This is a genomic window from Ideonella sp. (genome assembly GCF_035254525.1).
Classification (GTDB): domain Bacteria; phylum Pseudomonadota; class Gammaproteobacteria; order Burkholderiales; family Burkholderiaceae_C; genus Ideonella.
Map to the genome: position 1 here is coordinate 12,442 of NZ_DATFAN010000026.1, position 24,865 is coordinate 37,306.

The following is a 24,865-nucleotide window of genomic DNA, read 5'->3' on the forward strand; positions in this document are numbered from 1 at the left end:
ACGCTCACACGCACGAGGAACCCTCATGGACTTCGGCTACTCCCCCCGCACCCAAGAGTTGCGCGCCGCCGTCTCGGCCTTCATGGCCGAGCACATCTACCCCAACGAGGGCCGCTACTGGGCCGAACTCGAGGCCAACACCCGGGCCGGCAAGCGCTGGACACCCCTGCAGGTGATCGAGGAGCTCAAGCCCAAGGCACGGGCGGCGGGGCTGTGGAACCTGTTCCTGCCCGAGAGCGACCATGGCGCGGGCCTCAGCAACCAGGAGTACGCCCCGCTGGCCGAGCTGATGGGCCGCGTGTTGTGGTCCAGCGAGGTGTTCAACTGCTCCGCGCCGGACACCGGCAACATGGAAGTGCTGGTGCGTTATGGCAGCGAGGAGCAGAAGCAGCGCTGGCTGCTGCCGCTGCTGGCCGGCGAGATCCGCTCCGGCTTCGCGATGACCGAGCCGGCGGTCGCTTCGAGCGACGCAACCAACATCGAAGCCCGCATCGAGCGCCAGGGTGAGGAATACGTCATCAACGGCCGCAAGTGGTGGACCAGCGGCGCCGGCGACCCGCGCTGCAAGATCCTGATCTTCATGGGCAAGAGCGATCCGTCGGCGCCGAAGTACTCGCAGCAGTCGATGATCCTGGTGCCGATGGATACGCCGGGGGTGAAGCCCATTCGCCCGCTGACGGTGATGGGCTACGACGACGCCCCGCACGGCCACATGGAGATCCAGTTCGACAACGTGCGCGTGCCGGCCGGCAACATCCTGCTCGGCGAAGGCCGTGGCTTCGAGATCGCACAAGGGCGCCTCGGCCCCGGCCGCATTCACCACTGCATGCGACTGATCGGCCTGGCCGAGCGCGCGCTCGACCTGATGTGCGACCGCGCGCTCAAGCGCGTCGCCTTCGGCCGCCCGATCGCGCAGCACGGCGTGACGCAGGAGCGCATCGCCGAGGCGCGCTGCATGATCGAGCAGGCCCGTCTGCTGACGCTCAAGGCCGCCTGGATGATGGACGTGGCCGGCAACAAGGCCGCGAAGGCCGAGATCGCGATGATCAAGGTCGTGGCCCCGCAAATGGCCTGCCAGGTCATCGACTGGGCCATCCAGGCGCACGGTGGGGCCGGCATGTGCCAGGATTTCCCGCTGGCCTTCTACTACGCCCAGGCCCGCACGCTTCGCTTTGCCGATGGCCCGGACGAAGTGCATCGCAACGCCATTGCCAAGCTCGAGCTCGGCAAGCGCCCGGCCGCAGCCTGAGCGCAACGCGAGCCTATTCGCCGGGGCTGTCGCCGGCCGCCTGGACGGCCAGGCGCGCCTGGCCGAGCGCGAGCTCGAACAGGCCCATGGCCGCCTGCACCGAGGCCACGTCGGGATCCGGCTGGGCCACGCGCAAGGTCAGGCGCCCCCGGTGGGCGATGAGCGCGAACGGCGGCGCCAGCTCGGCCGGGCCGGTCGCGCGCTGCAACAGCGCATCGCCCAGCGGGCCGCGCAGCCAATGCGCCAACCAGGGCACGTGGCTGCTGACCCCGGCATAGTGGCCCTTCAGCTCGCCCAGCAGGCCGGCGCTGAGCTTGGGTGACATCGCCAGCCAGCGCATCTCTTCGGGAGTCTCTTCGTCCAGGCGCGTCTGCACACCGCCGACGAACTGGCTGAACAGCTCGCTCTCGACCGTCTCCATCAGCGCGCGCGGCATCACCAGCGCATGCATCTCGGGCCCGAGTGCCAGCTCGCCTCGCAGGCGCAACTCGTGCGAACCGAGGTAGCGGCGTTGCGATGGGCCCCACTCGATGCGGCCCTCGAGCTCACCCGAGCGCGTGTCGATCACGAAGCCTTCCTGCTCGCGAATGCCGCGCATCGCCCAGCCGGACGACTCGCACCAGGCCTGCAGCGATTCGCGGCCTTCGAAGCTGCTCGCGCGAAACAACCGTTGCCTGATGAACTTCAGCATGGTTGGATTAGAGTCCGAGCAACGCCGAACCAGCCCGAGGAGACGAGGACATGATCGAAGTGTATTCGTGGGCCACGCCCAATGGACACAAGGTCCACATCATGCTGGAAGAGTGCGGCCTGGCGTACCGTACGATCCCGGTGGACATCGGCAATGGCGACCAGTTCCGGCCCGAGTTCCTCGCGATCAGCCCGAACAACAAGATCCCGGCCATCATCGACCCCGATGGGCCCGATGGGCAGCCGATCTCGCTGTTCGAATCCGGCGCGATCCTGCTCTACCTTGCCAGCAAGACCGGCCGCTTCCTGCCGGACAGCACGCGGGGCAAGTTCGAGATGATGCAGTGGCTGATGTTCCAGGTCGGCCACGTGGGCCCCATGCTCGGCCAGGCCCACCACTTCCGCGTCTACGCGCCCGAGAAGATCGCCTACGCGATCGACCGCTATACCAACGAGGCACGGCGGCTGTACGCTGTGATGAACAGCCGCCTCGCGCATTCGCCCTACTTCGGCGGCAAGGACTACAGCATCGCCGACATCGCGATCTTTCCGTGGCTGCGCTCGTGGAAGAACCAGGGCATCGACTGGAACGACTATCCGCACCTGAAGGGCTGGTTCGACGAGATCTCCAAGCGCCCGGCGGTGCTGCGCGGCGTCGAGGTGCTGGCCGACCGGCGCCGGCCGATCACCGACGACAAGGCGCGCGAAGTGCTGTTCGGCCCGCGCCAGTACGCGCGCCACTGAGGACCGGTCGCCGCCCGGCCTAGAATTCGCCCCCCAAGCTGCCCGTAGCTCAACTGGATAGAGCAGCTGCCTTCTAAGCAGCAGGTCGGGGGTTCGAGTCCCTCCGGGCAGGCCAAGTCCCAGCCAGTCAGCCGAAGCGTTCGATCTGCAGGAAGGTCGTCCGCGTGGCCTGCACATAGTCGCCCTTGGTCTTGGTCCGCACGACGGCGTAGATGTACTCGCCGGCCGTCAGGTCTTCGGTGGCGGTGTGCAGCATCTGCCAGGCGTCGTTCGACCGGCCGCTGCGCTCGACCGCGTTCATGCCGAGCACATTCAGGGTGCCGCTCGGGATGTCGACGCCCGCCGGGATCATCGGGTTGTACACGCTGATGCGGATCTTGTCGGCAGCCACGACCCGGGCCTGCGTGATCAGCGCGCCCACCGCCGTGGCGCCGAGGATCGAATCCGTGATCGACGTGTGCGAGGCCAGGGCCAGATCGCCAGGCTTCACGATGCCGGCGGGCGATACCGTGATGTCGGTGGTGACGATGTTTCCCATCGCCACGAACCCCGGCGTCCATTCGCCCTGGTAGCGCGCCATGGTCGGCGGATCCGATGCCGGGATGTCCACGGAAGCGAGTCGATCGTCCTGGCTCGGCAGGTGTCCCGGCGCCCGACGGATGCCGATCATGCGGCGGTCGATGTCGGTGTAGGCCTGGGCGACCCAGTCACAGCCGAGGATGAGGCGGTATTGCCCGGTGGTCCTGACCAGCACTCGCCCGTCCGTCTGCAGCGCCACGTCGGCACTCTCCTGCATCAGGGTCGTGCTCAGCGGCAGCGTCGTGACCACGTTGGCTCCGGGCAGCGAGAAGTCGCCCGAGATCGTGTAGCGCGCCCGCAGGGGGCTGCCCACCAGGGTGGAGGTGCGTGGTCGTGCCGCGGTGGCCAGGCTGCTCATCGCTGTCAGCGCGGCCGCAGCGCCAGCGCCCCCAAGGAAATGGCGCCGACTGCCGATGTCGCTTTGCGAGACGCTGTCCGAGTCATCCATGTGCCTGCTCCCTGCGCCAGTTGGTGTGTGGCCTCACGGCGAGGCAACGCGATGGGCATCCCTGACTTCGACGATGCACGCCATGACCTTCGCCGAACCAGTCTGGATGGGGGACATAGGGCATGGATTGACTCGGCGCAACGCGGAGGCTGCGCGATGTCAAACGATCGGAGGCGGGCCGCACCGGGCCGGTGCGGCTGTGCCCTTCAGTCGCCGATGGTCTGCAGCTCCAGATCACCGTGGGCGTAGATCAACGCCCCGGTGTCGGTGTCGACCGACTGGTGCAGGCTGCCGCTGGGCGCCAGTTGATAGTCGCCTTCGCGCAGCAGGTAATCGTCCTGGAACAGGTCACCCCGCAGCATCAGGCATTCCTCGTCATGGCCATGGCGGTGCTGCGGCACGCTGGCACCGGGCTCGGCCAGCCAGAGCATCGCGGCCATCGGCCCGTGCCGCCAGAGCACGCGGCGCTTGATCCGCGGGGCGTAGTCTTCCCATTGATCGGGCATGTCGCGCGAGGTGCACGACGCCGCGGGCCCTGCCCCCGGCGCGCCCAGCGCGCGCTCGCGCAACAGCAGCGTGGCCCCTTGGCCATCGGCGAAAGCGCAGGCTGGAGCGCGGCTGGCCGCTGCGCTCTGCACGTGGTAGTCCAGCGGGCCCAGCACCAAGGCCGCCTCGCCTTCGATCTGCAACTCGGCGCCGCCGCGAATCAGCAGCCAGTCGCGCCCGACGCCGGCTTCACCGGCCGGCAGCCGCCAGGCGCCCTGTGGGGCCAGCTCGATGAGGCGCACCCGCACCGGCTCGCCGGGGCGCTGTGCGCCCGCCGCATCGGCACGGCGGTACAACTGCTGCACGGTGCGCTGCGCGCTGTGCTCGAGCAGCATGCGTTCACGCTGGCGCACGTTCACCATCGCAGCGTTCGCGCGCGCCATGCGCGCGGCGCGGGCGGCCAGGCGCGCGCGCAGGCCGGGCGCGGCCGGGGCCTCAGGCCAGGCATCCACCAGCGCCCCTTGCAGCAGTGAGGCCGGCTCGTCGGCCAGCGGGTCCGGCGCGGGGCGGATGGGATCATGAAGTCGGGTCGGGGAGTTCACGGCGGGGCCTTCCTTCTTCGAATGCGTCGTCACAGCGGCAGGTCCGGGCAGCCGGCATCGGCGAGCCACTGTTTCAGCGTCTGCAGCGAGCGGCGGATCTGCGACTTGACCGTGCCGAGCGGCAGGCCCATGCAGGCCGCAATTTCCTCGTGCGTCAGGCCGCGGAAGAAGGCCAGCGCGATCAACTGTCGGGGCTGTGCATCGAGCGCGGCCAGCGCGCGGTGCAGCAGGTGCTGGTGATGGGTGGCCGCCAGCAGGTCCGGCGGGCCGGCGCTGTCTTCGTCGCACAGCGCGGCCAGCTCATCGTCGTCCAGCAGCACGTGGGCCTTGCGCTCCCGGCGCCGAAGGGCGTCGATCGCGCGCGAGCGGGCCATCGCCAGCACCCAGGTCAACGGCCGACCGCGGGCCGCGTCGTAGCGCTCGGACTGGCGCCAGAGCTGCCAGTAGGTGTCTTCGACCACCTCCTCGGCCGTGGCGGCGTCCGTCACGATCCGGCTCACGAGGCCGAACACGCGCGCCGCCGTCGCGTCGTACAGCTGCGTCAGCGCCTGGTCATCGCGCTGGCCGATGCGGCCGATCAGCTCGCACAAGCCGGCGTCGTCGAAGTGAACGGCGACGCTTGTTCCGGCCGCGTCGAGCGGCGTGTCCGGCTCAAGGGCTTCGGCATTCGCCTCGTCCATGCTGGCTCCTGGCATTCGCGCCGGCCCATTGCGCCACGTCGCTGCGAGCGGCAGAAGCGGGTTTACGCTAGTCGGCACGGGTCGACCGCAACTCGTCCGGCCATCACAGGCGGTCCAGTTCGGCGCGCAGCCCGTCCAGGTAGTTGGGCGACTCGTGCACGTCGTTGTGGCCGGCATCGGGCACACGCAGCAGGCGGGCGCGCGCGCCGGCGGCCTCGCGCAGCGCCTCGCTGTGGGTGGGTGGGATCAGCGTGTCGCGCTCGCCGTGCACGAGCCACAGCGGCCCGCTGATGCGGGCCACCACGGCGTCGGTTCGCAGGGGGTAGCGCAGCAGCGCGGTGGGCACCCAGGGAAACTGCTCGTCGGCCAGCGCTGCCATGCTTCGATAGGGCGAGACGAGCACGGTCAGCGCCGGGCTGACCTCGGCCGCCAGCTGGGCGGCGAGCCCCGTGCCGAGCGAGCGGCCATACACAACGACCGGCCGCCCGGCATACAGCGGCGCGACCTGCCGCCAGGCGGCGCGCACATCGGCCATCAGCTGCGCCTCGCTGCCGATCTGGCCGCTGCTGCGGCCGTAGCCGCGGTAGTCGAGCATGAACAGGTCGAAGCCGGCACGGCGGTAGAACTCGGCGTTGACGAACCAACTGGCGAGGTTGCCGGCGTTGCCGTGCAGAAAGAAGACCAGTCCACGCGCCGCCGGCTGCCGAAGGTGCAGCGCATGCAGCCGGGCGCCCGCCACGTCGACCCAGACGCTGTGAACGTCCGGCTCCGACAGCACCGGCGGGTCCTGGCGCGGCCAAGGGTCCGGGTGGAACAGCAGCCGCTCCTGGCGCCACCACAGCCAGGCGAGTGCCAACGAGTACAAGAGCAGCGGGATGATGGCCAGCGCGGCCAGCCAGCGCAGCGCGCGGCGGGCAAGGGGCGAGCGAATGGAGATCGGCATCGACGGCAAGATCACAGCCCTTCGATACGCACCGACGGCGCAGTTGGATGCAGCAGGTGCGGCGGCCGACCGCCGTCAGACGGATGGTCGGGGTGAGACGATTCGAACGTCCGACCCACTGCTCCCAAAGCAGTTGCGCTACCAGGCTGCGCTACACCCCGACGAAGGGGCGCATTGTAGCCGGCGCGTCAGAGCCGACGGTCGCTGACGACCACGCCATCCTCGTCGGCATAGAGCCAGTCGCCGGGGCGCACCCACTCGCCCTGCACGCGGACAGGCTCATCGTGCGCACCTTCGTTGCGCTTGGCCGTGGGCATGGGGCAGTGGCCCAGTGCGAAGATGCCGACCTCGGCGGCGCGCAGTTCGGCCAGGTCGCGCACGGCGCCGTTGACGAGCACGCCGGCCCAGCCGTTCCTCGCTGCGAAGTTGGCAAGGTTGCCGCCCAGCAGCGCGCGACGCAGCGAGGCGCCGCCGTCGACCACGATCACCGCGCCGTCACCCGGCTTCTGCACCAGTTCTCGCAGCACCGAGTTGTCTTCGAAGCAGCGCACCGTGCGCACCGGGCCCTGGAAGGCCGCCCGACCGCCGAACGAGCGGAATACGCCGGGCAGCACGCGAAAGCCCGGGTCGGCCGCATCGCGGAAGCGGTCGCACAGATCGCAGGTGGTTGGCGTGGGCGTGCTGGTCATTCGGAAGCTCCGGTCGTTCAGGTCTCAGGCAGGCGTTGAAGGGCCGCGCGCCGGGCCCATGGGCTGGTGCTCGCGCGTCACCTTCAGGATGATCGAGGTGCTGGTTTCGGACAGCTCGCAAAAGCGGGAGACGACGGCATCGAGGTGGGCCACGTCGATCACGGCGATGTCGAGCACCCAGCTGTCTTCGCCGGTCACGTTGTAGGCATTGACGACCTCGGGCGTGTCCTGGATCAGCTTGACGATGCGCCCGTACTCGGCGCGCCCGACGCGGATCACCGCGCGGATGCCGTAGCCCAGCGCCTTCAGGTTCACGGTGGCACGGTAGCCGGTGATCACGCCGGCCGATTCGAGCTTGCGCACGCGCTCGGTCACCGCAGGCTGGGACAGGTGCACGCGACGGCCCAATTCGGTCATCGACAGCCTTGCATCGGCCTGCAGTTCGGCGAGGATCCGGGCATCGTAGCTGTCGAAGTCGAGGCTTTGAGTCATGCACAAAGCGTAGCACGGTGCTTGCCTTCAAATCAAAGGCGGAATCAACGCATCACCTTGCGAAAACCATGGAAAGAGAACAAGCAGCACCCTAACATCTCGGCCATGTCGACCACCCTAGCCACCCGTGCCCCGCTCTTCGGGCTGTCGCCGCTGCTGATCGCCTGCCTCGCCGCCACCTGGCTGGTCTGGGGCTCGACCTACCTGGCGATCAAGTTCGCCCTGCTGAGCTTTCCGCCCTTCTTCCAGATGGGCACGCGCTTCATCACCGCCGGCGCCCTGCTGCTGGCCTGGATGCGCTGGCGCGGCACCCCGCTGCCCACGCGTGCGCAGTGGCGCAACGCGCTGATCTGCGGCACCTTGATGCTGGGCGGCGGCATGGGTGGCACGGCGGTCGCCGAGACCTCGGTCGGCTCGGGGATGGTCGTGGCGTTCATCGCGGTGCTGCCGCTGATGATCGCGCTGGTGAATCTCTGCTATGGCGTGAAGCCGGGGCGGCTGGAGGCTGCGGGCATCGCCGTGGGTCTCGTCGGCGTGCTGATGCTGACGCAAGGCGCGAGCTTTCAGGCCAGCACGCACGGGCTGATCGCCGTCGCGGTGGCCTGTCTGACCTGGTCGATCGGCAGCGTGCTGAGCCAGCGCAGCCTGCCGCTCGCACCGGGCCCGATGGGCTTCGCGAGCGAGATGCTGTGCGGCGGCGTGGTCCTGATGGGGCTGTCGGCCCTGACGGGCGAGGCGCCGAGCTGGCCGCCGCAAGCCGAGGCCGTCGCGGCGTGGTTCTTCCTCGTCGTGTTCGGCTCGCTGATCGCCTTCAACGCCTACATGGTGCTGCTGGCCCGGGCTTCGGCGGGGCTGGCCTCGAGCTACGCCTTCGTCAACCCGGTGATCGCGATGCTGCTGGGCGTGGCGATCGCCGGTGAGACGGTGACCGGCTACGAGTGGTCGGCCGTCGCCGTCGTGCTGGCCGGGGTGGTGCTGCTCGTCGGCAGCCGCAAGTAGCTCAGGCCTGCCGCTTTGCCAGGGCCGCGGCGCGGATCGCGCTCAGGCTGCCGCGGGTGTGGCTCACGTCCGGATCCAGCCGCAGGTGCAGCAGCGTCGGGCTGTTCGCCTGAAGCGCGGCCTGGAATGCCGGCTCGAATCGCGCGGTGTGCTCGACGGTGTCCGCCCGCCAGCCGTAGGCCCGGGCCAGTGCAGCGAAATCGGGGTTCGCAAGCGCCGTGCCGCTGACGCGCCCGGGGTACTCGCGCTCCTGGTGCATCCGGATCGTGCCGTAGCCGCCGTTGTCGACGACGATGCTGACGAGCCGCCGGGCGCCGTGGGCCACCGCGGTGGCGAGCTCCTGGCCGTTCATCAGGAAGTCGCCGTCGCCCGTCAGGTTGATCGCCCAGCGTTCCGGTTGCGTCAGGCAGGCCGCCACGGCGGCCGGCAAGCCGTAGCCCATCGATCCCGCCGTCGGCGCAAGCTGGGTCTTGCCGGCCGCCGCCAGGCTGCGATAGCGCAGGTAGCGGTGCAGCCAGCCGGCGTAGTTGCCGGCGCCGTTGGTGTAGATCGCGTCGGGTGGAGCGAGCCGCTCGATCGTCTTGACGACCTCGGCCATGTCGAGCGGTTCCACCGGTGGGTGGACGCGGTTCGCTTCGTAGTCGGCGTGCGCGGCGGCGCTCCAATCGGCCCAGGGCAGGGTCGGCGGCGCCGCGAGCGTCTCGAGTGCCTTGCCGGCGCAGGCGAGCGAGGCCTGCAACGCCACGTCCGGCGCGTAGACGCGGCCCAGTTCCTCCGCGCCCGGGTGCAGGTGCACCAGCACTTGGCGCGGCCGGGGTGCCTGCAGCAGCGTGTAGCCGCCGGTCGTCATCTCGCCCAAGCGCACACCGATCGCGAGCACGAGGTCGGCCTCGTCGCGAATCCGGCGGACCAGGGCCGGGTTGATGGCGATGCCCACGTCGCCGGCGTACAGCGCATGGTGGTTATCGAACACGTCCTGGTAGCGAAACGCGCAGCCGACCGGAAGCTGCCAGTTCTCGGCGAATCGCTGCAAGGCCAGCGCGCTGTCGCACGTCCAGCCGTGGCCTCCGGCGATCAGGAACGGGCGCCGGGCTGCCAGCAGCCGGGCTCGCAGTTCGCGCAGCGCGCCCGGCGCGGGCCAGGCCTCGGCCGGCTCGACGCGCGGCAGCACCGGCGCGGCGGTCGGGGTGCCCAGAAGATCCTCCGGCAGCGCGAGGACCACGGGCCCGGGCCGCCCTTGCAGCGCAACGTGGAAGGCCCGGGCGAGGTACTCGGGCAACCGATCGGCGCTCTGCACCTCGGCCGCCCATTTCGCCATGCCCAGCGTGCCCGGGCCGAACAGCTGCCGGTAGTCGAGCTCCTGGAAGGCCTCGCGGTCACGCTGATCCGACGCGACCTGGCCGACCAGCACCACCAGCGGCACGCTGTCCTGGAAGGCGGTGTGCACGCCGATCGCGGCGTTGCTCGCGCCGGGGCCGCGGGTGACGCAGCAGATGCCCGGCCGCCCGGTCAGCCGCGCGTGGGCATCGGCCATGAAGGCTGCGCCACCCTCGTGCCGGCAGGCGATGAAGCGGATGCGCTCGCGGTGTTCGTGAAAGCCGTCGAGCACCGCGAGGTAGCTCTCGCCGGGCACGCCGAACACGGTGTCGACGCCCTGAGCCACCAGCGCCTCGACCAGCGCATGGCCGGCCGGGCGCGCGGCAGGATCTTGGTCAGGCATGGGGCACTGTAGCGCCGCGTCTGGCTCAGGCCGGCGCGAGCGCCCGCCGCCGCGCCAGCCCGACGAGACTCGCCGCCACGATGCCCAGCACCAGCGCGAGCGCCGAGCCGAGGAACACGCCGTGTGGCGAGCCACGGTCCATCAGCGCGCCGAACACCGGCGCCGCCATCGCGAAGCCGACATCCAGGCCCGAATACACCGTGCCATAGACGCGGCCGGTGGCGCCCGGCGGTGCGGCGCGCTTGATCAGCATGTCGCGCGACGGGCCGGCGATGCCGGTGCCAAAGCCGGCGAGCGCCGCCACGCCCGCTGTCAACAGGCCCGGCAGCCAGCCGCTGCCGGCCAGCGCCAGCAGCGCGGCCGAGGCCGCCATCGCGAAGCCGATGTTGCGCTCGAGCGATTCAGTGCGCCCGACGAGAAAGCCGCCAATCACCATGCCGACCGCGCCACACAGCATGTAGCCGGTGACGACGAAGGCCGTGATCGCCGTCGGCAGGCCGTACATGGCCTGCAGCGCCGGGCTGGCGAAACTCTGGATCGCGGCCAGCGCCGCGGTGGTGAAGAAGAAGAACGAGAAGCACAGCCACACGGAGGGCAGGCGCAGGAACGCCATCGGGTGTTCGCTCGGCGCCGCCGCATGGGCCGAGCGCTCATGCGCCCACGCGCCCTGCCGGTCGTCGATGGCCTTGCGGTTCAGGGCCAGCAGCACCAGCACCGTCAGCGCCACCAGCGCGCAGCCCACATAGGCCATGCGCCAGTTGCCGGTGAGTTCGCTGATGCCGATCGAGAACACCGGGGCCAGCGCCCAGCCCAGATTGCCCGAGATGCCGTGCACCGAGAACGCGTGGCCCAGGCGCGGCTGCGACACCCGCTTGTTGAGGATCGTGAAGTCCACCGGGTGGAACGGCGAGTTGCCCAGGCCGGCCAGCCCCGCGGCCAGCATCAGCCCGCCGAAGCCGTTGGCGCCGGCCGCCGCCAGGGCCGCCAGCACGAAACAGCCGAGCGCGGTGAACAGCACCGGCCGCGCGCCGGTGCGGTCGACGAGAAAGCCGGCCAGCGCCTGGCCGACGCCCGAGATCACGAAGAAGGTGGTCACCAGCAAGCCCAACTCCGAGTAGCTCAGGCCGAAGTCGCGGATGAAGGCCGGGAACAGCGGCGGCAGCAGCATGTGGAAGAAGTGCGAACAGCCATGGGCCAGGCCGATGAGGCCGATGGTGGCGAAGTCGCGCCGGGCCGAGGCCGCGGCGGTCACGGGCACGCTGACGGAGTTCATGTCGGCACTGTAGGCAGGGCTTCCCCGTCATGGTTACGATAGCCTGCCAAGAAGTATCGAATTCATGCCAAGACCGCCCTCCCCCCGCCGGCGTGCCAGCCTGCCGCCGCTGGATCCGCAGCGCTTCGCACCGAGCATCGAGCGCCCGCTGCGAGGCAAGGTGCGCCAGATGGCGCATCAGATGGACATCCAGCCCCACCGGCACGATTGGGCGCAGCTCGTGTTCTCGATCAACGGCGCGGTGCGCGTCTCCACCCAGGGCGACGGCGCCGGCAGCACCTACCTCGTGCCGCCGTCGCGGGCGGTGTGGATCCCACCGGGCGTGGTGCACGCGGTCACCGCCGTCGAGCGGGCCAACCTTCGCACGCTGTACCTGCACGAATCGGCCGTGGTGCAGCTGGGTGCCGACGGTGCGTGGGGCCACTGCCGCGTGCTGGAGGTCTCGCCGCTGATGCGCGAGCTGGTGCTGCAGCTCGTCGTCGATCCCGATGCCGTCCCGGGCCTTCCGGCCGACGTGGCCCGCGAGCGCACGATCTGCGCGCTCATCCTGGACGAAATGCGCCGCGCGCGCAGCCTGCAGCTCGGCCTGCCGCTGCCGCGCGAAGGGCGACTGCGCCGCCTGTGCGAAGCGATGCTGGATCAGCCGCTGCGCCACGCCGATATCGAGGGTTGGGCCGCGCATGCGGCAACCAGCGCCCGCACGCTGTCGCGCTGGTTCCGTGAGGAGCTGGGCACCAGCTACGGCCAGTGGCGGCAGCAGCTGCTGCTGGCCCAGGCCCTGTTGATGGCGGCGCGCAAGCAGCCGATGCGGCTGATCGCCGCCGAGCTGGGCTACGCGAGCCCGAGCGCCTTCAGCGCGATGGTCACCCGCGCGGTCGGCGTGCCGCCCAGCCGCTTCTTTGCGGAGGCCTGACCCTGCTTGACGTCGGCCGATCGGGCCCCACCTAGAATTTCGCCATGACAGAAGCCGTCTACGACTACACCCGCCAGGACGCCAGCGGCGCCACCTGCATCGCCCACGCCTGGGCCAAGGTACCGCCGGCGCTGACGCGCGCCCAGCGCGACGATCTGAAGGTCAAGGCCGCCGCGCTGCTGAAGGCCAGGAACGCCGTGCTGGTCGCCCACTACTACGTCGAAGACGACCTGCAGGACCTGGCCCTCGAAACCGGCGGCTGCGTCGCCGATTCGCTCGAGATGGCCCGCTTCGGCCGCGACCACGCCAGCCAGACCCTCGTCGTCGCCGGCGTGCGCTTCATGGGCGAGACGGCGAAGATCCTGTCGCCCGGCAAGCGCGTGCTGATGCCCGATCTGGATGCGACCTGCTCGCTCGACCTGGGCTGCCCGCCGGACGATTTCACCCGCTTCTGCGATGCCCACCCCGACCGGCAAGTCGTCGTCTACGCCAACACCAGCGCGGCGGTGAAGGCGCGGGCCGACTGGATGGTGACCAGCTCCTGCGCGCTGGCGATCGTGCGGCACCTGAAAGACCAGGGCCAGAAGGTGCTCTGGGCACCCGACAAGCACCTGGGACGCTACATCCAGCAGGAGACCGGCGCCGACATGCTGCTGTGGAACGGCGCCTGCATCGTGCACGACGAGTTCCGCGCCACCGAGCTCGAGCTGCTGAAGGCCGAGCACCCGGGCGCGATGGTGCTCGTGCACCCCGAGTCTCCCGAGGGCGTGGTCAAGCTCGCCGACGTCGTGGGCTCGACCTCGCAGATGCTCAAGGCCGTGATCGACGGCAAGGCGAAGGAATACATCGTCGCCACCGACAACCAGATCATGCACCGCATGCGCCAGCTGGCCCCCGGCAAGACGCTGATCGAGGCGCCGACCGCCGGCAGCTCGGCCACCTGCAAGAGCTGCGCACACTGCCCGTGGATGGCGATGAACGGCCTGCAAGGCGTGATCGACTGCCTCGAGCACGGCAGCGGCGAGATCGAGGTCGACCCGGCCGTCGGCCAGAAGGCGGTGCACTGCATCGACCGCATGCTGGCCTTCGTCGCCGCGAACCCGTCTGCGCTGGCGCCGAAGGTGCAAGGCATGGTGCGCGGCATCGGCGCGGCATGAGGGCGGCCTGATGTTCGACCACGACGAAACCCTCGCCGAGGCACGGGCGCGCAACGTGCGCGACGCGCTGTTCGAAGACATCGGCCGCGCCGACTGGACCAGCCTGTTGGTGCCCGCCGGTCAACGCGTGCCCGCGCGCGTCAGCGTGCGTGAAGACGCCGTGCTGTGCGGGCGCGATTGGTTCGAGGCCTGCCTGCACACGCTGGACCCACAGGCCCGCGTGCAGTGGCACTACGCCGAAGGCGCCAAGATGGCGGCCGACACGCCGGTGTGCGAGATCGAGGCCGAGGCACGCGCGCTGCTGTCGGCCGAACGCCCGGCGCTGAATTTCCTGCAGTTGCTGTCGGCCACCGCCACGGTCACGCGCCGGCACGTCGACGCGATCGTCGGCGCCTCGCCGAACCCGCGCGGCTGCGCGGTGCTCGACACACGCAAGACCATCCCCGGCCTGCGGCAGGCGCAGAAGTATGCGGTGCGCATCGGCGGCGGGCAGAACCAGCGGCTGGCCTTGTGGCACGGCATCCTGATCAAGGAAAACCACATCGCTGCGGCCGGCGGCATTGCCGCGGTACTGCGCAACGCGCGAGAGCTGAACGCCGGCGTCGACATCCAGATCGAGGTCGAGACGCTGACCCAGCTGCAGCAGGCGCTGGATGCCGGCGCCACCAGTGTGCTGCTCGACAACTTCAGCCTCGGCCTGATGCGCGAGGCGGTTGCGCTGACTGCGGGCCGCGCACTGCTCGAGGCGTCGGGCGGCATCACGCTGGCGGGCCTGCGCGACATCGCCGCCACCGGCGTCGACCGCATCTCGATCGGCAAGCTCACCAAGGATGTGATCGCGGTCGACTATTCGATGCGGGTGCTGGGCAGGCCGGCCTGAAAAGTCACGCATTTCGCGCGTTCGGCGCCGGGCCGGCGGGTGACACTGTCGGCCGAACCCACCTCCCGAGGCCGCAGGCATGGATACCGCGTCGATCCACAACTTCTACGAAAAGGCCGTGTTCACCGCCGTGCGGGAGCAGGCCCACCACCACCCGCACCTGCAGGAAAACGGCGACACGCTGGCCGACATCGCCTGCGTGGCGCTGAACCGGCTGCCGCCGCGCTACATCCGCCACGACGTGGATTTCGCGTTCTTCCAGACCGAACACGAGCGTGCCGAGTCCGAGCGCGCGGTGCAGGAGGCGGTCGAATTCGCCTTCGGCTTCGTGCAGGCGCGCAACGCGATGCGCGCGCGGCGCTGACCGGCCCGCGTCAGTCCATCAAGCCGTAGACCCGCTCGGGCAGCACGCGGGACAGGCCCTTGCGCTCGACGGCCGGGCCGGCAATGGCGAACTCCGGCTGCGCGGTGTCGCGGTGGGCCGTGGCGGCGATGGGCTGCCCGGCGGTGTTGGTCAGGCTCGCCACCAGCGGCGTCGTCGCACTCGCGCCGCGGCGTGCAACCACCGCGATCTCGCCATTCTTCAGCTGGACCAGGTCGCCCGGCGGATACAGGCCCAGCGCCTTGATCATGCCGGCCGCCAGCTGACCGCCCTGCTCTTCCTGGAACAGCTGGCGCGCGGCCGCCTGCACCGGCAGCGCCGGCCGGAAGGCGCGGGGGCTGATCTTGGCGGTGAACACATCGACGGTACGCAACGCGTGGGCCATGTCGCTCAAGCCCTTCAACCCTTGCGGATAGCCGGTGCCGTCGGCCCGCTCGTGATGCTCTTTCACCATGGTCAGCCACTCGGCATCGGCCACGCCCGCCGCTTGCAGGAGCGCCGCCGATGCCTCGGGATGGGCGCGGATGATCTGCTTCTGGCGGCCGGTGGGCGGATCCTGCTGGGCAGCCATCTGCGCCTGCAGTTCCAGGATCGACACGTTCATCGTCAGTGCGCCCAGCACCAGGCGCAGCTGCTGCTCGGGCCCCCAGCCCAGCTGGCGCGCCAGCACCACCGCCACCGTGGCCGCGTGCAGGGCGTGGCTCAGCGCATAGAGGGCGAAGCGCTGGTCGGACGGGCGGATCGTGACGAACAGAGCCACGTCCACGTCGCGTTCGACCTGGGTGATCAGCTGGCGCCCCAGCACTTCCAGCTCCGGCGCACAAGGCAGGCCCGCGATGACCTTGCGCAGCAGCGCATCCAGCTCCCAGATGAGTTTTTCCCAGCGGTCGAACAACGTCGGCTCGCGGTAGGTCGACACCAGCGGCGCGCCACCGCCGGCCTGTGCCGCGCGGCGGTCACGCCGCACGACGGCGGCTTCTTCCTGGTCGACCCAGGCGCCGCGCTCGAGCAGCATGTCGAGCTGGGTGTCGCCCGTGAGCACCTGGCCGGCTGCCAGCAAGCGGCGGCCATAGGCGTCATGCACGTGGAAAGGCAGCGGCTGCCCGACGACGATGAGGTCGCGGACGGTGACCAGCGGCGCGCGCTGCGCTGCACCCATGTATTCCCTCCAGCCCGGTCAGCCCGGGACTTAGCGCGCCAGATGTACCCCAAGCACCAGCCGGGTGCAAGCTCAGCGTGGCCGGCTGCGCGCCGGTCGCGTCAATACCGTGGGAAAACTCACGGGCAGTGTCTGCGGGAAATCCCGGCTGAAGTGCAGGCCACGGCTTTCGTGGCGCATCAGCGCCGAGCGCACGATCAGCTCGGCGCATTCGACCAGGTTGCGCAGCTCGAGCAGATCGCGCGTGACCCGGAAGTTCGCGTAGTAGTCGTCGATCTCGCTTCGAAGGAACTCGATGCGGTGCAGCGCCCGCTCGAGCCGCTTGGTGGTGCGCACGATGCCGACGTAGTTCCACATCAGCAGGCGCAGCTCGTCCCAGTTGTGGGAGATCACCACCTGCTCGTCGGCGCTTTCGACCAGGCTTTCGTCCCAGGCCGGCAGTGGCGGCACCTGAGGCGTCGGCCCGGCGATGATCGACTGGGCGCAGGTGCGCCCGATCACCGCGCACTCGAGCAGCGAGTTGCTGGCCAGCCGGTTGGCGCCGTGCAGGCCGGTGTAGGTGGCTTCGCCCACCGCATACAGGCCGGGCAGATCACAGCGGCCGTTGAGATCGGTCACCACGCCGCCGCAGGTGTAGTGCGCCGCCGGCACCACCGGAATCGGCTGGCGCGCGATGTCGATGCCCAGCGTCAGGCAACGCGCATGGATGGTCGGGAAGTGCTCCTTGAGGAAGGCCTCGCCGAGGTGGGTGGCATCGAGCCACACGTGATCGACGCCATGCTTCTTCATCTCGAAGTCGATCGCCCGGGCGACGATATCGCGCGGCGCCAGCTCGGCGCGCTCGTCGTGCGCCGGCATGAAGCGGGGGCCCCAGGGCTCTTCAGGGGTCGCGTAGCCGTTGGCCGGCAGCCGCAGCACGGCGCCCTCGCCGCGCAAGGCCTCGGTGATCAGGAAGCTGCGCTCCTGCGGGTGATAGAGGCACGTCGGGTGAAACTGGATGAACTCCATGTTGGCCACCCGGCAGCCGGCACGCCAGGCCATCGCGATGCCATCGCCCGTGGCCGTGTCGGGGTTGGTCGTGTAGCGGTAGGTCTTGCCGACGCCCCCGGTGGCCAGCACGACCGCGCGCGCCGGCAGCGTCTCGACGCGCTGGCGATCGATGTCGAGCGCATAGACACCGTGGCAGTGCGGCGGCGCGTCTTCGCGCTTGAGGTGACGCTCGGTGATCAGATCCACCGCCATCCAGCGTTCCTTCAGCGTGACCAGCGGATGCGCCTTGGCACGTGCCAGAAGCGCCTCGTGGATGGCGCGGCCGGTTGCATCGGCGGCATGGGCGATGCGCCGCACCGCGTGGCCGCCTTCGCGCGTGAGGTGCAGGCCAAGCGGTCCGGCAGGGTCGGGCGAGAACGGCACGCCCTGCGCCACCAGCCACTCGATGGCCGCGGGGCTGTGCTCGGCAATGAAGCGCGCGGTCTGCTCGTCGACCAGGCCGGCGCCGGCGTCCTGCGTGTCGCGCACGTGGGACTCGACGCTGTCGTCCGAGCCCAGCACGCCGACGATGCCCCCCTGGGCCCAGGCGGTGGCGCCCTCGCCGAGATTGCGCTTGGCCAGCACGATCACGCGCTGGCCCTGGGCGGCCACGTGCAACGCGACCGTCAATCCGGCCAGGCCGGCGCCCACCACCACGACCGGGGCCGTGCCGGACTCCGCGGCCTGTTTCTTGTCTTGCATGACGTCGAACGGGCCGCAGGGGCCCTTGTCAGGGAGCGGCCATTCTAGGCAACGTCACCATTCGGTCATCGGAGTAGGCCATCCGCGAAGCTGCCAAACGCGGGCCCTCCCTGTCCCGGGCTTGCGCCAGCGCAACGGCCGATCGCCCACTACTACGACGTCGTCGCCGGTCGCCTCGCCCATCCGGCTCGATTACCAGGCCTCGACCGAGACGCTCTGGCTGACCGACTACGGTCGGCCGACAGTCTTCGAGGTTCGCCTGGACGGCCGCGTGCGCAAGCGCATCGCCATCAGCGGCTACGGGCCGAACGTGTCGCCGGCCATGGGCATTGGAATTGCGAGGACGGCGGCCTGGTCGTGCAGCCGGGTGACCCGGTGCGCGTTCAGATCACCGGCACCGCGCGCTGAAGACCCCGTCGAGGCGATGAAGGGCACGGCAGCCACTGGCGGCCGTGCCCTTCCGGCGAAAGAGCCGATCAGTGCACCACGCGCCCGAACGCGAACTCGCCGTTCTCGAAGCGCACCGGGATCACGTCCTTCGCACCGAACTTTCCTTCGAGGATCAGCCGCGCGACCGGGTTTTCGATCTGCTGCTGGATCGCCCGCTTCAGAGGCCGCGCGCCGAACACCGGGTCGAAGCCCACCTTGGCGATTTCGGCCAGGGCCTCGGGCGCCACGTCGAGCTTCATCTCCATCTTGGCCAGTCGCGCTTCCAGGCCCTTGAGCTGGATCTTCGCGATCGCCTCGATGTTCGCCTTGTCCAGTGCGTGGAACACCACCGTCTCGTCGATGCGGTTCAGGAACTCGGGGCGGAAATGCTGCTTGACCTCGACCCAGACGGCGTCGCGAATCGCCTCGCTCGGCTGCCCGACCATCTGCATGATCTGGTGCGAGCCCAGGTTGCTGGTCATGACGATCACGGTGTTCTTGAAATCCACCGTGCGGCCCTGGCCGTCGGTCAGGCGCCCGTCGTCGAGCACCTGCAGCAGGACGTTGAAGACGTCCGGGTGAGCCTTCTCGACCTCGTCGAGCAGCAGCACGCTGTAGGGCCTGCGCCGCACCGCCTCGGTCAGGTAGCCGCCCTCGTCGTAGCCCACGTAGCCCGGGGGCGCGCCGATCAGGCGGCTCACCGAGTGCTTCTCCATGAACTCGCTCATGTCGATGCGGACCATGTGGTCTTCGCTGTCGAACAGGAAGCCGGCCAGCGCCTTGCACAGCTCGGTCTTGCCCACGCCGGTGGGGCCCAGGAACAGGAACGAGCCGAGCGGGCGATTCGGGTCGGACAGCCCGGCACGGGAACGGCGGATGGCATCGGCCACGGCGGTGATGGCCTCGTCCTGGCCGACCACACGCTCATGCAGCTTCGCCTCCATCTGCAGCAGCTTGTCGCGCTCACCCTGCATCAGCTTGCTGACCGGGATGCCGGTCGCGCGCGACACCACTTCGGCGATCTCTTCCGCGCCGACCATCGTGCGCAACAACTGCGGCGCGCCGGGCGAGCCCTTCTTGCCGGCCTCCTTGGCCTGGGCTTCCTTGAGGCGCTTCTCCAGCTCGGGAAGCTTGCCGTACTGCAACTCGGCGACTTTGTTGAAGTCACCCTTGCGCTTGAGCTCTTCGACCTGGAACTTGATCTTCTCGATCTCTTCCTTGACCTGCGCCGAGCCCTGGGCCGTGGCTTTCTCGGATTTCCAGATCTCCTCGAGATCCTTGTACTCACGCTGCAGCTTGAGCAGTTCGTCTTCGATCAGCCCGAGCCGGCGCTGCGACGCTTCGTCGTGCTCCTTCTTCATCGCCTCGCGCTCGATCTTCAACTGGATCATGCGGCGGTCCAGCCGATCCATCACCTCGGGCTTTGAGTCGATCTCGATCTTGATCTTGGCCGCGGCCTCGTCGATCAGGTCGATCGCCTTGTCCGGCAGGAAGCGGTCGGTGATGTAGCGGTGCGAGAGCTCGGCTGCGGCGACGATGGCCGGGTCGGTGATCTCGACGCCGTGGTGGACTTCGTACTTCTCCTGCAGACCTCGCAGGATGGCGATCGTCGCCTCCACGCTCGGCTCGTCAACGAGCACTTTCTGGAAGCGGCGCTCGAGCGCGGCGTCCTTCTCGACGTACTTGCGGTACTCGTTCAGCGTGGTCGCGCCGATGCAGTGCAACTCGCCGCGCGCCAGCGCCGGCTTGAGCATGTTGCCAGCGTCAATGGCGCCCTCGGCCTTGCCGGCACCGACCATCGTGTGCAACTCGTCGATGAACAGGATGATCCGGCCCTCGTCGGCGGCCACTTCCTTCAGCACGGCCTTGAGCCGCTCCTCGAACTCGCCGCGGTACTTGGCGCCGGCCAGCAGGCCCGCCATGTCGAGCACCAGTACGCGCTTGTTGCGCAGGGTGTCGGGCACCTCGCCGTTGACGATGCGCTGGGCCAGGCCCTCGACGATGGCCGTCTTGCCGACGCCCGGCTCGCCGATCAGCACCGGGTTGTTCTTCGAGCGGCGCTGCAGCACCTGGATGGCGCGGCGGATCTCGTCGTCGCGGCCGATCACCGGATCGAGCTTGCCCTGGCGGGCGCGCTCGGTCAGGTCGAGCGTGTATTTCTTCAGCGCCTCGCGCTGGCCCTCGGCATCGGCCGAATCGACCTTCTGCCCGCCGCGCACCGCCTCGATTGCGGCCTCGAGCGACTTGCGGGTCAGGCCATGGCCGCGCACGATGCCGCCCATGTCGCTCTTGGCGTCGGCCAGCGCGAGCAGGAACATCTCGCTGGCGATGAACTGATCGCCGCGCTTGCTGGCCTCCTTGTCGGCCGACTGCAGCAACTGGACGAGATCGCGCCCCGCCTGCACCGGGCCGCCCCCCTGCACGCTGGGCAAGCCGTTGATTGCCGTGTCCATGGCCGTCTTCAGCGCCGCGGTGTTCGCGCCGGCGCGGTCCAGCAAGGCCTTCGGGCCGTCTGGCTGCGTGAGCATCGCGGCCAGCAGGTGGGCCGGCTCGACATAGGGGTTGTCTCGAGCAACCGCCAAGCTCTGGGCATCAGCCAATGCCTGCTGGAAAGCGGTGGTGAGTTTGTCCTGACGCATGGGTGGAATCCTCCGTTGCCATGCCACTTGGGGCATCGCCGAGGCAATTTCAAGGCCTGACGCAGTTTGGCGCCTTGCGCTCGCGCAAGCGCCCCAAGTCGTCTGGACCCCGCTACTCGATGACTTCGTCGCCCTCGCCGGGGTCGTAGAGGCCGTCCCGGCCAAGTTGGTCCAGGCACAGTTCGGCCGTCCACGGCAGCATCAGCGAGCCGCAGCGCGAGTCGCGGTACAGGCGCTCCAGCGGCAGCGATTTCAGCATCGAGGCGCCGCCGCAGGTGCGGATGGCCAGTGCGCACAGGGCGTTGGCGCTCTCCATGACCGTGTAGTGGCCAGCCAGCAGGCGCAGCCGCGCCTCGGCATCCGGGTCAGGCTGCGCGTTCTGCGCCGTTTGGAGGAACAGCGCCCTCGCCTGCTCGAGCATGATGCGCATCTGCGCCACCGCGAGCTGCTTGGTCGGGTACATACGGCGCTGCACCGGCGGCATGCCGGGCAGTTCGGCGCGCAGATACTGCACCGTGAAGTCGTAGGCCGCCTGGGCAATGCCCATGTAGGTGGCGGCGAGCGTCGCGAACATGTACGGGCAGCGCTGTGTGGCTTCGAAGTAGCGGCCCTCGGGCAGCAGGCGCGCGTTGTCGCGCACGAAGACGTCCTTCAGCAGCAGGTCGCGCGACACGGTGGCGCGCATGCCCAGCGGATCCCACTCGCCGCCGACGCTGACGCCCGGCGAATCCGCCGGCACCGCGAGGTACAGCGCATCGCGTTGCGAGGCGCCGGGCGTGTCCAGCGTGCACAACACGCCGTAGTAGTCGGCCACGCCGGCCAGCGTGGCGAAAAGCTTGCGCCCGTTGACGAGGTAGCCCCCCTCGACCTTCTTCGCAAGCGTGCCCCACGGTGCCTTGCCGGCCGACGCAGCGCCCCCTTCGGAGAAGGGCTGCGCGTACAGCTTGCCGTGACGAACGATGCGTTCGAAGTGGATGGCCCGGTGGGCCTCCTGGTCGGCGCGCTCGGCCGGCGTCAGATCCAGTGCGTCGGCCACCGGGCCGGCCCACAGCGTGGCGCTGGCGTGCATGTTGAACGACAGCGCGGTGGCGCCGCAATGCCGCCCGATCTCGGCCACCACGAGCATCGCGGCGGTGAAATCGGCTCCCAAGCCGCCCCGCTGCGCTGGAACGCACAGCGCCAGCAGGCCACTGTCGCGCAGGTCGCGCAAGTTCTCGACCGGGAAGGTGGCGTCCCGGTCGTGCACGGCGGCGCGCGGCGCGAAGCGCGTGCGGCCGAGCTCGGCGGCCAAAGCGACCAGCTCGCGCTGGCGCGGCGACAACAGCGCCGGATCGCCGGCAATGTGCGGGGTGGCACGGGTCGAGGCGGTCACGGGGGCCTCCTGAGCTGGAAGTGTTGGGTCAGAGAATCTCGCCGAGCAGGCGATAGTGCCCGGCCTGGAACAGCAGCGGCGGCAGTGCGGCCTCGTGCATCCGCTCGACCAGCCCGATGAACAGCACGTGGTCGCCGGCCTCCTGCTGGCTGTGCAGGGCGCACTCGAACACCGCGGTGCACCCCGCCAGGACCGGTGCCCCGCCCGCGCCGTCGGCCCACTGACCATCGGCGAAGCGGTCGGGCACGGCGCTCGCGAAGCGCCGCGACAGCCCGACCTGGGCCTCGGACAGCACATTGATCGCGAAGTGGCTGGCGGTGCGGAAGGCCGACAGCGCCGGGCTGGCCGAGCGCAGCGACCACAGCACCAGCGGCGGATCGAGCGAGAGCGAATTGAAGGAGTTGGCGGTCAGGCCGACGGCGCGGCCATCGGCATCGCGGCAGGTGGCGATCGTGACCCCGGTGGTGAAGCGGCCCAGTGTGCTGCGCAGGGCCTTGGCGTCGAACGGCGGCATGCCGCCGATGGTAGGGCCAAACTCCCGGCGCGCGCCCCGGGGTTCAGCCCGGGGTCAGCGCCCGGCGTTCGGCGCGAAGTGGCCCCAGCGAGCCAGGGCCTGGTCGTCGCTGACCCGCGCATCGACCCAGTGCGCCCCCTCGGGGGTGGTCTCCTTCTTCCAGAAAGGCGCCTGTGTCTTCAGGTAGTCCATCAGGAATTCGCAGGCCTGGAAGGCTTCGCCGCGGTGCACGGAGGTCACCACCACCAGCACGATCTGGTCGCCCGGCAGCAGCGGACCGACGCGGTGGACGACCCGCGCCGCGCGGATCGCGAAGCGCGCCATCGCCGCATCGATCATCGACTCGATCGCGCGCTCCGTCATGCCCGGGTAATGCTCGAGCTCCATCGCCTGGATGCTGCCGGCGGCGCCTTGCAGCCCCTCGCGGTCGCGCACCGTGCCGACGAAGCAGGCCACCGCGCCAACGCCATGGTCGGCCGCGCGCAGCGAGGCCATTTCGGCGCCGGCGTCGAAGTCGGCCGTCTGGATCGTGACGCGCGCAGCGGCCATGCTCGCCTCAGCCTCCAGTGACCGGCGGGAAGAAGGCGAGCTCGTCGCCTTCGGCCAGGGCGGCCGACTCGTCGCACAGCGTCTGGTTCAGCGCCGCGCGCAGCGCGCGGTGGCGGGCGAGACTGGCGTCGAACGGCGCGCCGCGCGAGATCAAGGCATCGCGGGCGTCGGCCACCCGGCTGCCTTCGGGCAGCTCGAGCTCACCCTGGCCCCCGAGCGCCTCGCGCAGCGAGGCGAAGAAACGCAGCTTGACCTTCATCGATTTCGTCATCGTCGAATTCAGCGCCCGACCAGGCTGGCCAGCGGCAGGAACCGCACCGTATCGCCCCGGGCGATGGCCCGTCCCGGCGGGTTGTCGACCAGGCCGTCGGCCCAGACGGCGGACGTCAGCACGCCCGAACTCTGGTTCGAATAGAGCTCCAACTCGCCCTCGGCGTTCAACTGGGCACGCAGGAACTCGCGCCGCTTGTCGGGCTTGGGCCATTCGAAGCCAGCACGCAGGGGCAGCGCCGGCGGCAAGGCTGCCACCATGCCCTGCAGCGCCCGCAGCACTGGCGCCACCACCAGCACGAAGGTGACGAAGCTCGACACCGGGTTGCCCGGCAGGCCCATGAACAGCGCCTCGCCGCCCGCGGCACGCCGCACGGCACCGAAGGCCAGCGGCTTGCCAGGCTTGATGGCCATCTGCCAGAGGTCCAACCGGCCCTCGGCCTGCACGGCCGGCTTCAGGTGGTCTTCTTCACCGACCGAGACGCCGCCCGAGGTGAGGATGAGGTCGTTGCCCTCTGCCGCACGGCGCAGCGCTTCGCGCGTGGCGGCCAGCCGATCGGGCACGATGCCGAGGTCGTCGACCACGCAGCCGGCCGCCTCGAGCAGCGCGCGCAGCGTGAAGCGGTTGGAGTTGTAGATCGCGCCGGGCGGCAGCGGATCGCCCGGCATCACCAGCTCGTCGCCGGTCGAGAACAGGGCCACCCGAGGCCGGCGCAGCACCTGCAGCGAAGCCGCGCCGACCGACGCGGCCAGGCCCAGGGCCTGCGGCGTCAGGCGCGTGCCGGCGGCCAGCACCGTGCTGCCATGGCGCACGTCCTCGCCCTGGCGGCGGATCCACTGGCCGGCCTCGACGGTGCCATTCACTTCCACCTCGGAGGGTTCGCCCGGAATCAGCTCGCACTGCTCCTGCATCACGACGGCGTCGGCCCCGGCGGGAATGGGCGCACCGGTGAAGATGCGGGCCGCCGTGCCGGGCTCGAGCGGCGCGCCCACCGAACCGGCGGCGATGCGCTGGCTGACCGGCAATGGCCGGCCCGCAGCCAGATCGGCCACGCGCAAGGCATAGCCATCCATCGAGCTGTTGTCGGCCGGCGGCACGTCCAGCGCTGACACCACGGGCGCGGCCAATACGCGGCCAAGCGCCGCGGCGGTCGGCAGCTCCTCCGCCTGGGTGATGCGGTGGCCCGACGCCACGTCGGCCAGGCGCGAAAGCGCCTCGTCGAGCGGCATCAACGGGGGGCGGGCAGCGGGTGTCTTCGCGTCAGCCATCATGGGT

The 24,865-nt window shown here is 69.9% G+C and carries 24 protein-coding genes and 2 tRNA genes; 8 read left to right on the plus strand and 18 right to left on the minus strand.

Going from position 1 to position 24,865, the window contains the following annotated elements; genetic code table 11:
• The first annotated feature begins 25 nt into the window (after nt 1-25).
• Entirely contained in the window at nt 26-1,249 is a 1,224-nt protein-coding gene (locus VJ693_RS02700) for an acyl-CoA dehydrogenase family protein (protein WP_324151927.1), read from the plus strand.
• Between the two features lie 13 nt (nt 1,250-1,262).
• Here VJ693_RS02700 and VJ693_RS02705 read toward each other — a convergent pair whose 3' ends face one another.
• Entirely contained in the window at nt 1,263-1,940 is a 678-nt protein-coding gene (locus VJ693_RS02705; RefSeq protein WP_324151928.1) for a hypothetical protein, read from the minus strand.
• A 50-nt stretch (nt 1,941-1,990) separates the two neighbouring features.
• Between VJ693_RS02705 and VJ693_RS02710 the strand changes: the two genes are divergently transcribed.
• Together VJ693_RS02710 and VJ693_RS02715 are read left to right on the plus strand one after the other, a co-directional pair.
• Nucleotides 1,991-2,683 carry a glutathione S-transferase C-terminal domain-containing protein gene (locus VJ693_RS02710; RefSeq protein ID WP_324151929.1) on the plus strand — a complete coding sequence of 231 codons (693 nt, stop codon included), beginning with the start codon at nt 1,991-1,993 and terminating at the stop codon, nt 2,681-2,683.
• 38 nt (nt 2,684-2,721) lie between these two features.
• Nucleotides 2,722-2,798: transfer RNA gene (locus VJ693_RS02715), tRNA-Arg, on the plus strand.
• A 12-nt stretch (nt 2,799-2,810) separates the two neighbouring features.
• Here VJ693_RS02715 and VJ693_RS02720 read toward each other — a convergent pair.
• The 7 genes from VJ693_RS02720 to VJ693_RS02750 form a co-directional block, all read right to left on the minus strand.
• Complete coding sequence (locus VJ693_RS02720; protein WP_324151930.1) at nt 2,811-3,710, minus strand: hypothetical protein; 900 nt, start codon at nt 3,708-3,710, stop codon at nt 2,811-2,813.
• A gap of 206 nt (nt 3,711-3,916) precedes the next feature.
• Entirely contained in the window at nt 3,917-4,798 is an 882-nt protein-coding gene (locus VJ693_RS02725; RefSeq protein ID WP_324151931.1) for a cupin domain-containing protein, read from the minus strand.
• 29 nt (nt 4,799-4,827) lie between these two features.
• Nucleotides 4,828-5,478 (minus strand): RNA polymerase sigma factor, encoded by a 651-nt coding sequence (locus tag VJ693_RS02730; protein ID WP_324151932.1) that lies wholly within the window; start codon nt 5,476-5,478, stop codon nt 4,828-4,830.
• A gap of 103 nt (nt 5,479-5,581) precedes the next feature.
• Entirely contained in the window at nt 5,582-6,421 is an 840-nt protein-coding gene (locus VJ693_RS02735; RefSeq protein WP_324151979.1) for an alpha/beta hydrolase, read from the minus strand.
• An 84-nt stretch (nt 6,422-6,505) separates the two neighbouring features.
• A tRNA-Pro gene (locus VJ693_RS02740) sits at nt 6,506-6,582 on the minus strand.
• A 27-nt stretch (nt 6,583-6,609) separates the two neighbouring features.
• Entirely contained in the window at nt 6,610-7,110 is a 501-nt protein-coding gene (gene rraA, locus VJ693_RS02745) for a ribonuclease E activity regulator RraA (protein WP_324151933.1), read from the minus strand.
• A 24-nt stretch (nt 7,111-7,134) separates the two neighbouring features.
• Entirely contained in the window at nt 7,135-7,602 is a 468-nt protein-coding gene (locus tag VJ693_RS02750; RefSeq protein ID WP_324151934.1) for an Lrp/AsnC family transcriptional regulator, read from the minus strand.
• Nucleotides 7,603-7,707: 105 nt separating this feature from the next.
• Here VJ693_RS02750 and yedA point away from each other — a divergent pair, with 105 nt between their 5' ends.
• Nucleotides 7,708-8,601: a drug/metabolite exporter YedA gene (yedA, locus tag VJ693_RS02755; RefSeq protein WP_324151935.1), complete on the plus strand. Its 894-nt coding sequence runs from the start codon at nt 7,708-7,710 to the stop codon at nt 8,599-8,601.
• A 1-nt stretch (nt 8,602) separates the two neighbouring features.
• Here the strand turns inward: yedA and VJ693_RS02760 are convergent, their stop codons facing one another.
• Both VJ693_RS02760 and VJ693_RS02765 read right to left on the minus strand, forming a co-directional pair.
• A complete protein-coding gene (locus VJ693_RS02760; RefSeq protein ID WP_324151936.1) occupies nt 8,603-10,321 on the minus strand; it encodes a thiamine pyrophosphate-binding protein in 1,719 nt (572 codons plus the stop codon).
• A gap of 25 nt (nt 10,322-10,346) precedes the next feature.
• Entirely contained in the window at nt 10,347-11,594 is a 1,248-nt protein-coding gene (locus tag VJ693_RS02765) for an MFS transporter (RefSeq protein ID WP_324151937.1), read from the minus strand.
• A 64-nt stretch (nt 11,595-11,658) separates the two neighbouring features.
• On the opposite strand from VJ693_RS02765, the gene VJ693_RS02770 reads away from it, so the two are divergent.
• The 4 genes from VJ693_RS02770 to VJ693_RS02785 all read left to right on the plus strand — a co-directional run bounded on the left by VJ693_RS02770 (nt 11,659) and on the right by VJ693_RS02785 (nt 14,908).
• A complete protein-coding gene (locus VJ693_RS02770) occupies nt 11,659-12,507 on the plus strand; it encodes a helix-turn-helix transcriptional regulator (protein WP_324151938.1) in 849 nt (282 codons plus the stop codon).
• Nucleotides 12,508-12,551: 44 nt separating this feature from the next.
• Nucleotides 12,552-13,664, plus strand: a complete 1,113-nt coding sequence (gene nadA / locus VJ693_RS02775; protein WP_324151939.1) for a quinolinate synthase NadA — start codon at nt 12,552-12,554, stop codon at nt 13,662-13,664.
• 10 nt (nt 13,665-13,674) lie between these two features.
• Nucleotides 13,675-14,544 (plus strand): carboxylating nicotinate-nucleotide diphosphorylase, encoded by an 870-nt coding sequence (gene nadC, locus VJ693_RS02780; RefSeq protein WP_324151940.1) that lies wholly within the window; start codon nt 13,675-13,677, stop codon nt 14,542-14,544.
• 79 nt (nt 14,545-14,623) lie between these two features.
• Nucleotides 14,624-14,908: a late competence development ComFB family protein gene (locus tag VJ693_RS02785; RefSeq protein WP_324151941.1), complete on the plus strand. Its 285-nt coding sequence runs from the start codon at nt 14,624-14,626 to the stop codon at nt 14,906-14,908.
• A 10-nt stretch (nt 14,909-14,918) separates the two neighbouring features.
• Here VJ693_RS02785 and VJ693_RS02790 read toward each other — a convergent pair whose 3' ends face one another.
• The 8 genes from VJ693_RS02790 to glp all read right to left on the minus strand — a co-directional run bounded on the left by VJ693_RS02790 (nt 14,919) and on the right by glp (nt 24,858).
• Nucleotides 14,919-16,085 (minus strand): HD-GYP domain-containing protein, encoded by a 1,167-nt coding sequence (locus VJ693_RS02790; protein WP_324151942.1) that lies wholly within the window; start codon nt 16,083-16,085, stop codon nt 14,919-14,921.
• A 72-nt stretch (nt 16,086-16,157) separates the two neighbouring features.
• Nucleotides 16,158-17,816, minus strand: a complete 1,659-nt coding sequence (gene nadB, locus VJ693_RS02795) for an L-aspartate oxidase (protein ID WP_324151943.1) — start codon at nt 17,814-17,816, stop codon at nt 16,158-16,160.
• Between the two features lie 476 nt (nt 17,817-18,292).
• Nucleotides 18,293-20,884, minus strand: a complete 2,592-nt coding sequence (gene clpB, locus VJ693_RS02800; protein ID WP_324151944.1) for an ATP-dependent chaperone ClpB — start codon at nt 20,882-20,884, stop codon at nt 18,293-18,295.
• Between the two features lie 112 nt (nt 20,885-20,996).
• Nucleotides 20,997-22,256: an acyl-CoA dehydrogenase family protein gene (locus VJ693_RS02805; RefSeq protein WP_324151945.1), complete on the minus strand. Its 1,260-nt coding sequence runs from the start codon at nt 22,254-22,256 to the stop codon at nt 20,997-20,999.
• Nucleotides 22,257-22,284: 28 nt separating this feature from the next.
• Nucleotides 22,285-22,770, minus strand: coding sequence for a flavin reductase family protein (locus VJ693_RS02810; protein ID WP_324151946.1), 486 nt, complete (start codon nt 22,768-22,770; stop codon nt 22,285-22,287).
• 54 nt (nt 22,771-22,824) lie between these two features.
• Nucleotides 22,825-23,319, minus strand: coding sequence for a molybdenum cofactor biosynthesis protein MoaE (locus VJ693_RS02815; protein ID WP_324151947.1), 495 nt, complete (start codon nt 23,317-23,319; stop codon nt 22,825-22,827).
• Nucleotides 23,320-23,326: 7 nt separating this feature from the next.
• Nucleotides 23,327-23,578, minus strand: coding sequence for a MoaD/ThiS family protein (locus VJ693_RS02820; protein WP_324151980.1), 252 nt, complete (start codon nt 23,576-23,578; stop codon nt 23,327-23,329).
• 20 nt (nt 23,579-23,598) lie between these two features.
• Nucleotides 23,599-24,858 (minus strand): gephyrin-like molybdotransferase Glp, encoded by a 1,260-nt coding sequence (gene glp / locus VJ693_RS02825; RefSeq protein WP_324151981.1) that lies wholly within the window; start codon nt 24,856-24,858, stop codon nt 23,599-23,601.
• Nucleotides 24,859-24,865 lie beyond the last annotated feature (7 nt).

What these genes read in the sequence shown, in the direction of transcription:
- VJ693_RS02705 (WP_324151928.1), bottom strand. Translation starts at nt 1,940, where the DNA reads ATGCTGAAGTTCATCAGGCAACGGTTGTTTCGCGCGAGCAGCTTCGAA.
- glp (WP_324151981.1), bottom strand. Translation starts at nt 24,858, where the DNA reads ATGGCTGACGCGAAGACACCCGCTGCCCGCCCCCCGTTGATGCCGCTC.
- nadB (WP_324151943.1), bottom strand. Translation starts at nt 17,816, where the DNA reads ATGCAAGACAAGAAACAGGCCGCGGAGTCCGGCACGGCCCCGGTCGTG.
- VJ693_RS02730 (WP_324151932.1), bottom strand. Translation starts at nt 5,478, where the DNA reads ATGGACGAGGCGAATGCCGAAGCCCTTGAGCCGGACACGCCGCTCGAC.
- VJ693_RS02770 (WP_324151938.1), top strand. Translation starts at nt 11,659, where the DNA reads ATGCCAAGACCGCCCTCCCCCCGCCGGCGTGCCAGCCTGCCGCCGCTG.
- VJ693_RS02710 (WP_324151929.1), top strand. Translation starts at nt 1,991, where the DNA reads ATGATCGAAGTGTATTCGTGGGCCACGCCCAATGGACACAAGGTCCAC.
- VJ693_RS02790 (WP_324151942.1), bottom strand. Translation starts at nt 16,085, where the DNA reads ATGGGTGCAGCGCAGCGCGCGCCGCTGGTCACCGTCCGCGACCTCATC.
- nadA (WP_324151939.1), top strand. Translation starts at nt 12,552, where the DNA reads ATGACAGAAGCCGTCTACGACTACACCCGCCAGGACGCCAGCGGCGCC.
- VJ693_RS02820 (WP_324151980.1), bottom strand. Translation starts at nt 23,578, where the DNA reads ATGAAGGTCAAGCTGCGTTTCTTCGCCTCGCTGCGCGAGGCGCTCGGG.
- VJ693_RS02815 (WP_324151947.1), bottom strand. Translation starts at nt 23,319, where the DNA reads ATGGCCGCTGCGCGCGTCACGATCCAGACGGCCGACTTCGACGCCGGC.
- VJ693_RS02765 (WP_324151937.1), bottom strand. Translation starts at nt 11,594, where the DNA reads ATGAACTCCGTCAGCGTGCCCGTGACCGCCGCGGCCTCGGCCCGGCGC.
- clpB (WP_324151944.1), bottom strand. Translation starts at nt 20,884, where the DNA reads ATGCGTCAGGACAAACTCACCACCGCTTTCCAGCAGGCATTGGCTGAT.
- nadC (WP_324151940.1), top strand. Translation starts at nt 13,675, where the DNA reads ATGTTCGACCACGACGAAACCCTCGCCGAGGCACGGGCGCGCAACGTG.
- VJ693_RS02700 (WP_324151927.1), top strand. Translation starts at nt 26, where the DNA reads ATGGACTTCGGCTACTCCCCCCGCACCCAAGAGTTGCGCGCCGCCGTC.
- VJ693_RS02720 (WP_324151930.1), bottom strand. Translation starts at nt 3,710, where the DNA reads ATGGATGACTCGGACAGCGTCTCGCAAAGCGACATCGGCAGTCGGCGC.
- yedA (WP_324151935.1), top strand. Translation starts at nt 7,708, where the DNA reads ATGTCGACCACCCTAGCCACCCGTGCCCCGCTCTTCGGGCTGTCGCCG.
- VJ693_RS02735 (WP_324151979.1), bottom strand. Translation starts at nt 6,421, where the DNA reads ATGCCGATCTCCATTCGCTCGCCCCTTGCCCGCCGCGCGCTGCGCTGG.
- VJ693_RS02810 (WP_324151946.1), bottom strand. Translation starts at nt 22,770, where the DNA reads ATGCCGCCGTTCGACGCCAAGGCCCTGCGCAGCACACTGGGCCGCTTC.
- rraA (WP_324151933.1), bottom strand. Translation starts at nt 7,110, where the DNA reads ATGACCAGCACGCCCACGCCAACCACCTGCGATCTGTGCGACCGCTTC.
- VJ693_RS02760 (WP_324151936.1), bottom strand. Translation starts at nt 10,321, where the DNA reads ATGCCTGACCAAGATCCTGCCGCGCGCCCGGCCGGCCATGCGCTGGTC.
- VJ693_RS02750 (WP_324151934.1), bottom strand. Translation starts at nt 7,602, where the DNA reads ATGACTCAAAGCCTCGACTTCGACAGCTACGATGCCCGGATCCTCGCC.
- VJ693_RS02785 (WP_324151941.1), top strand. Translation starts at nt 14,624, where the DNA reads ATGGATACCGCGTCGATCCACAACTTCTACGAAAAGGCCGTGTTCACC.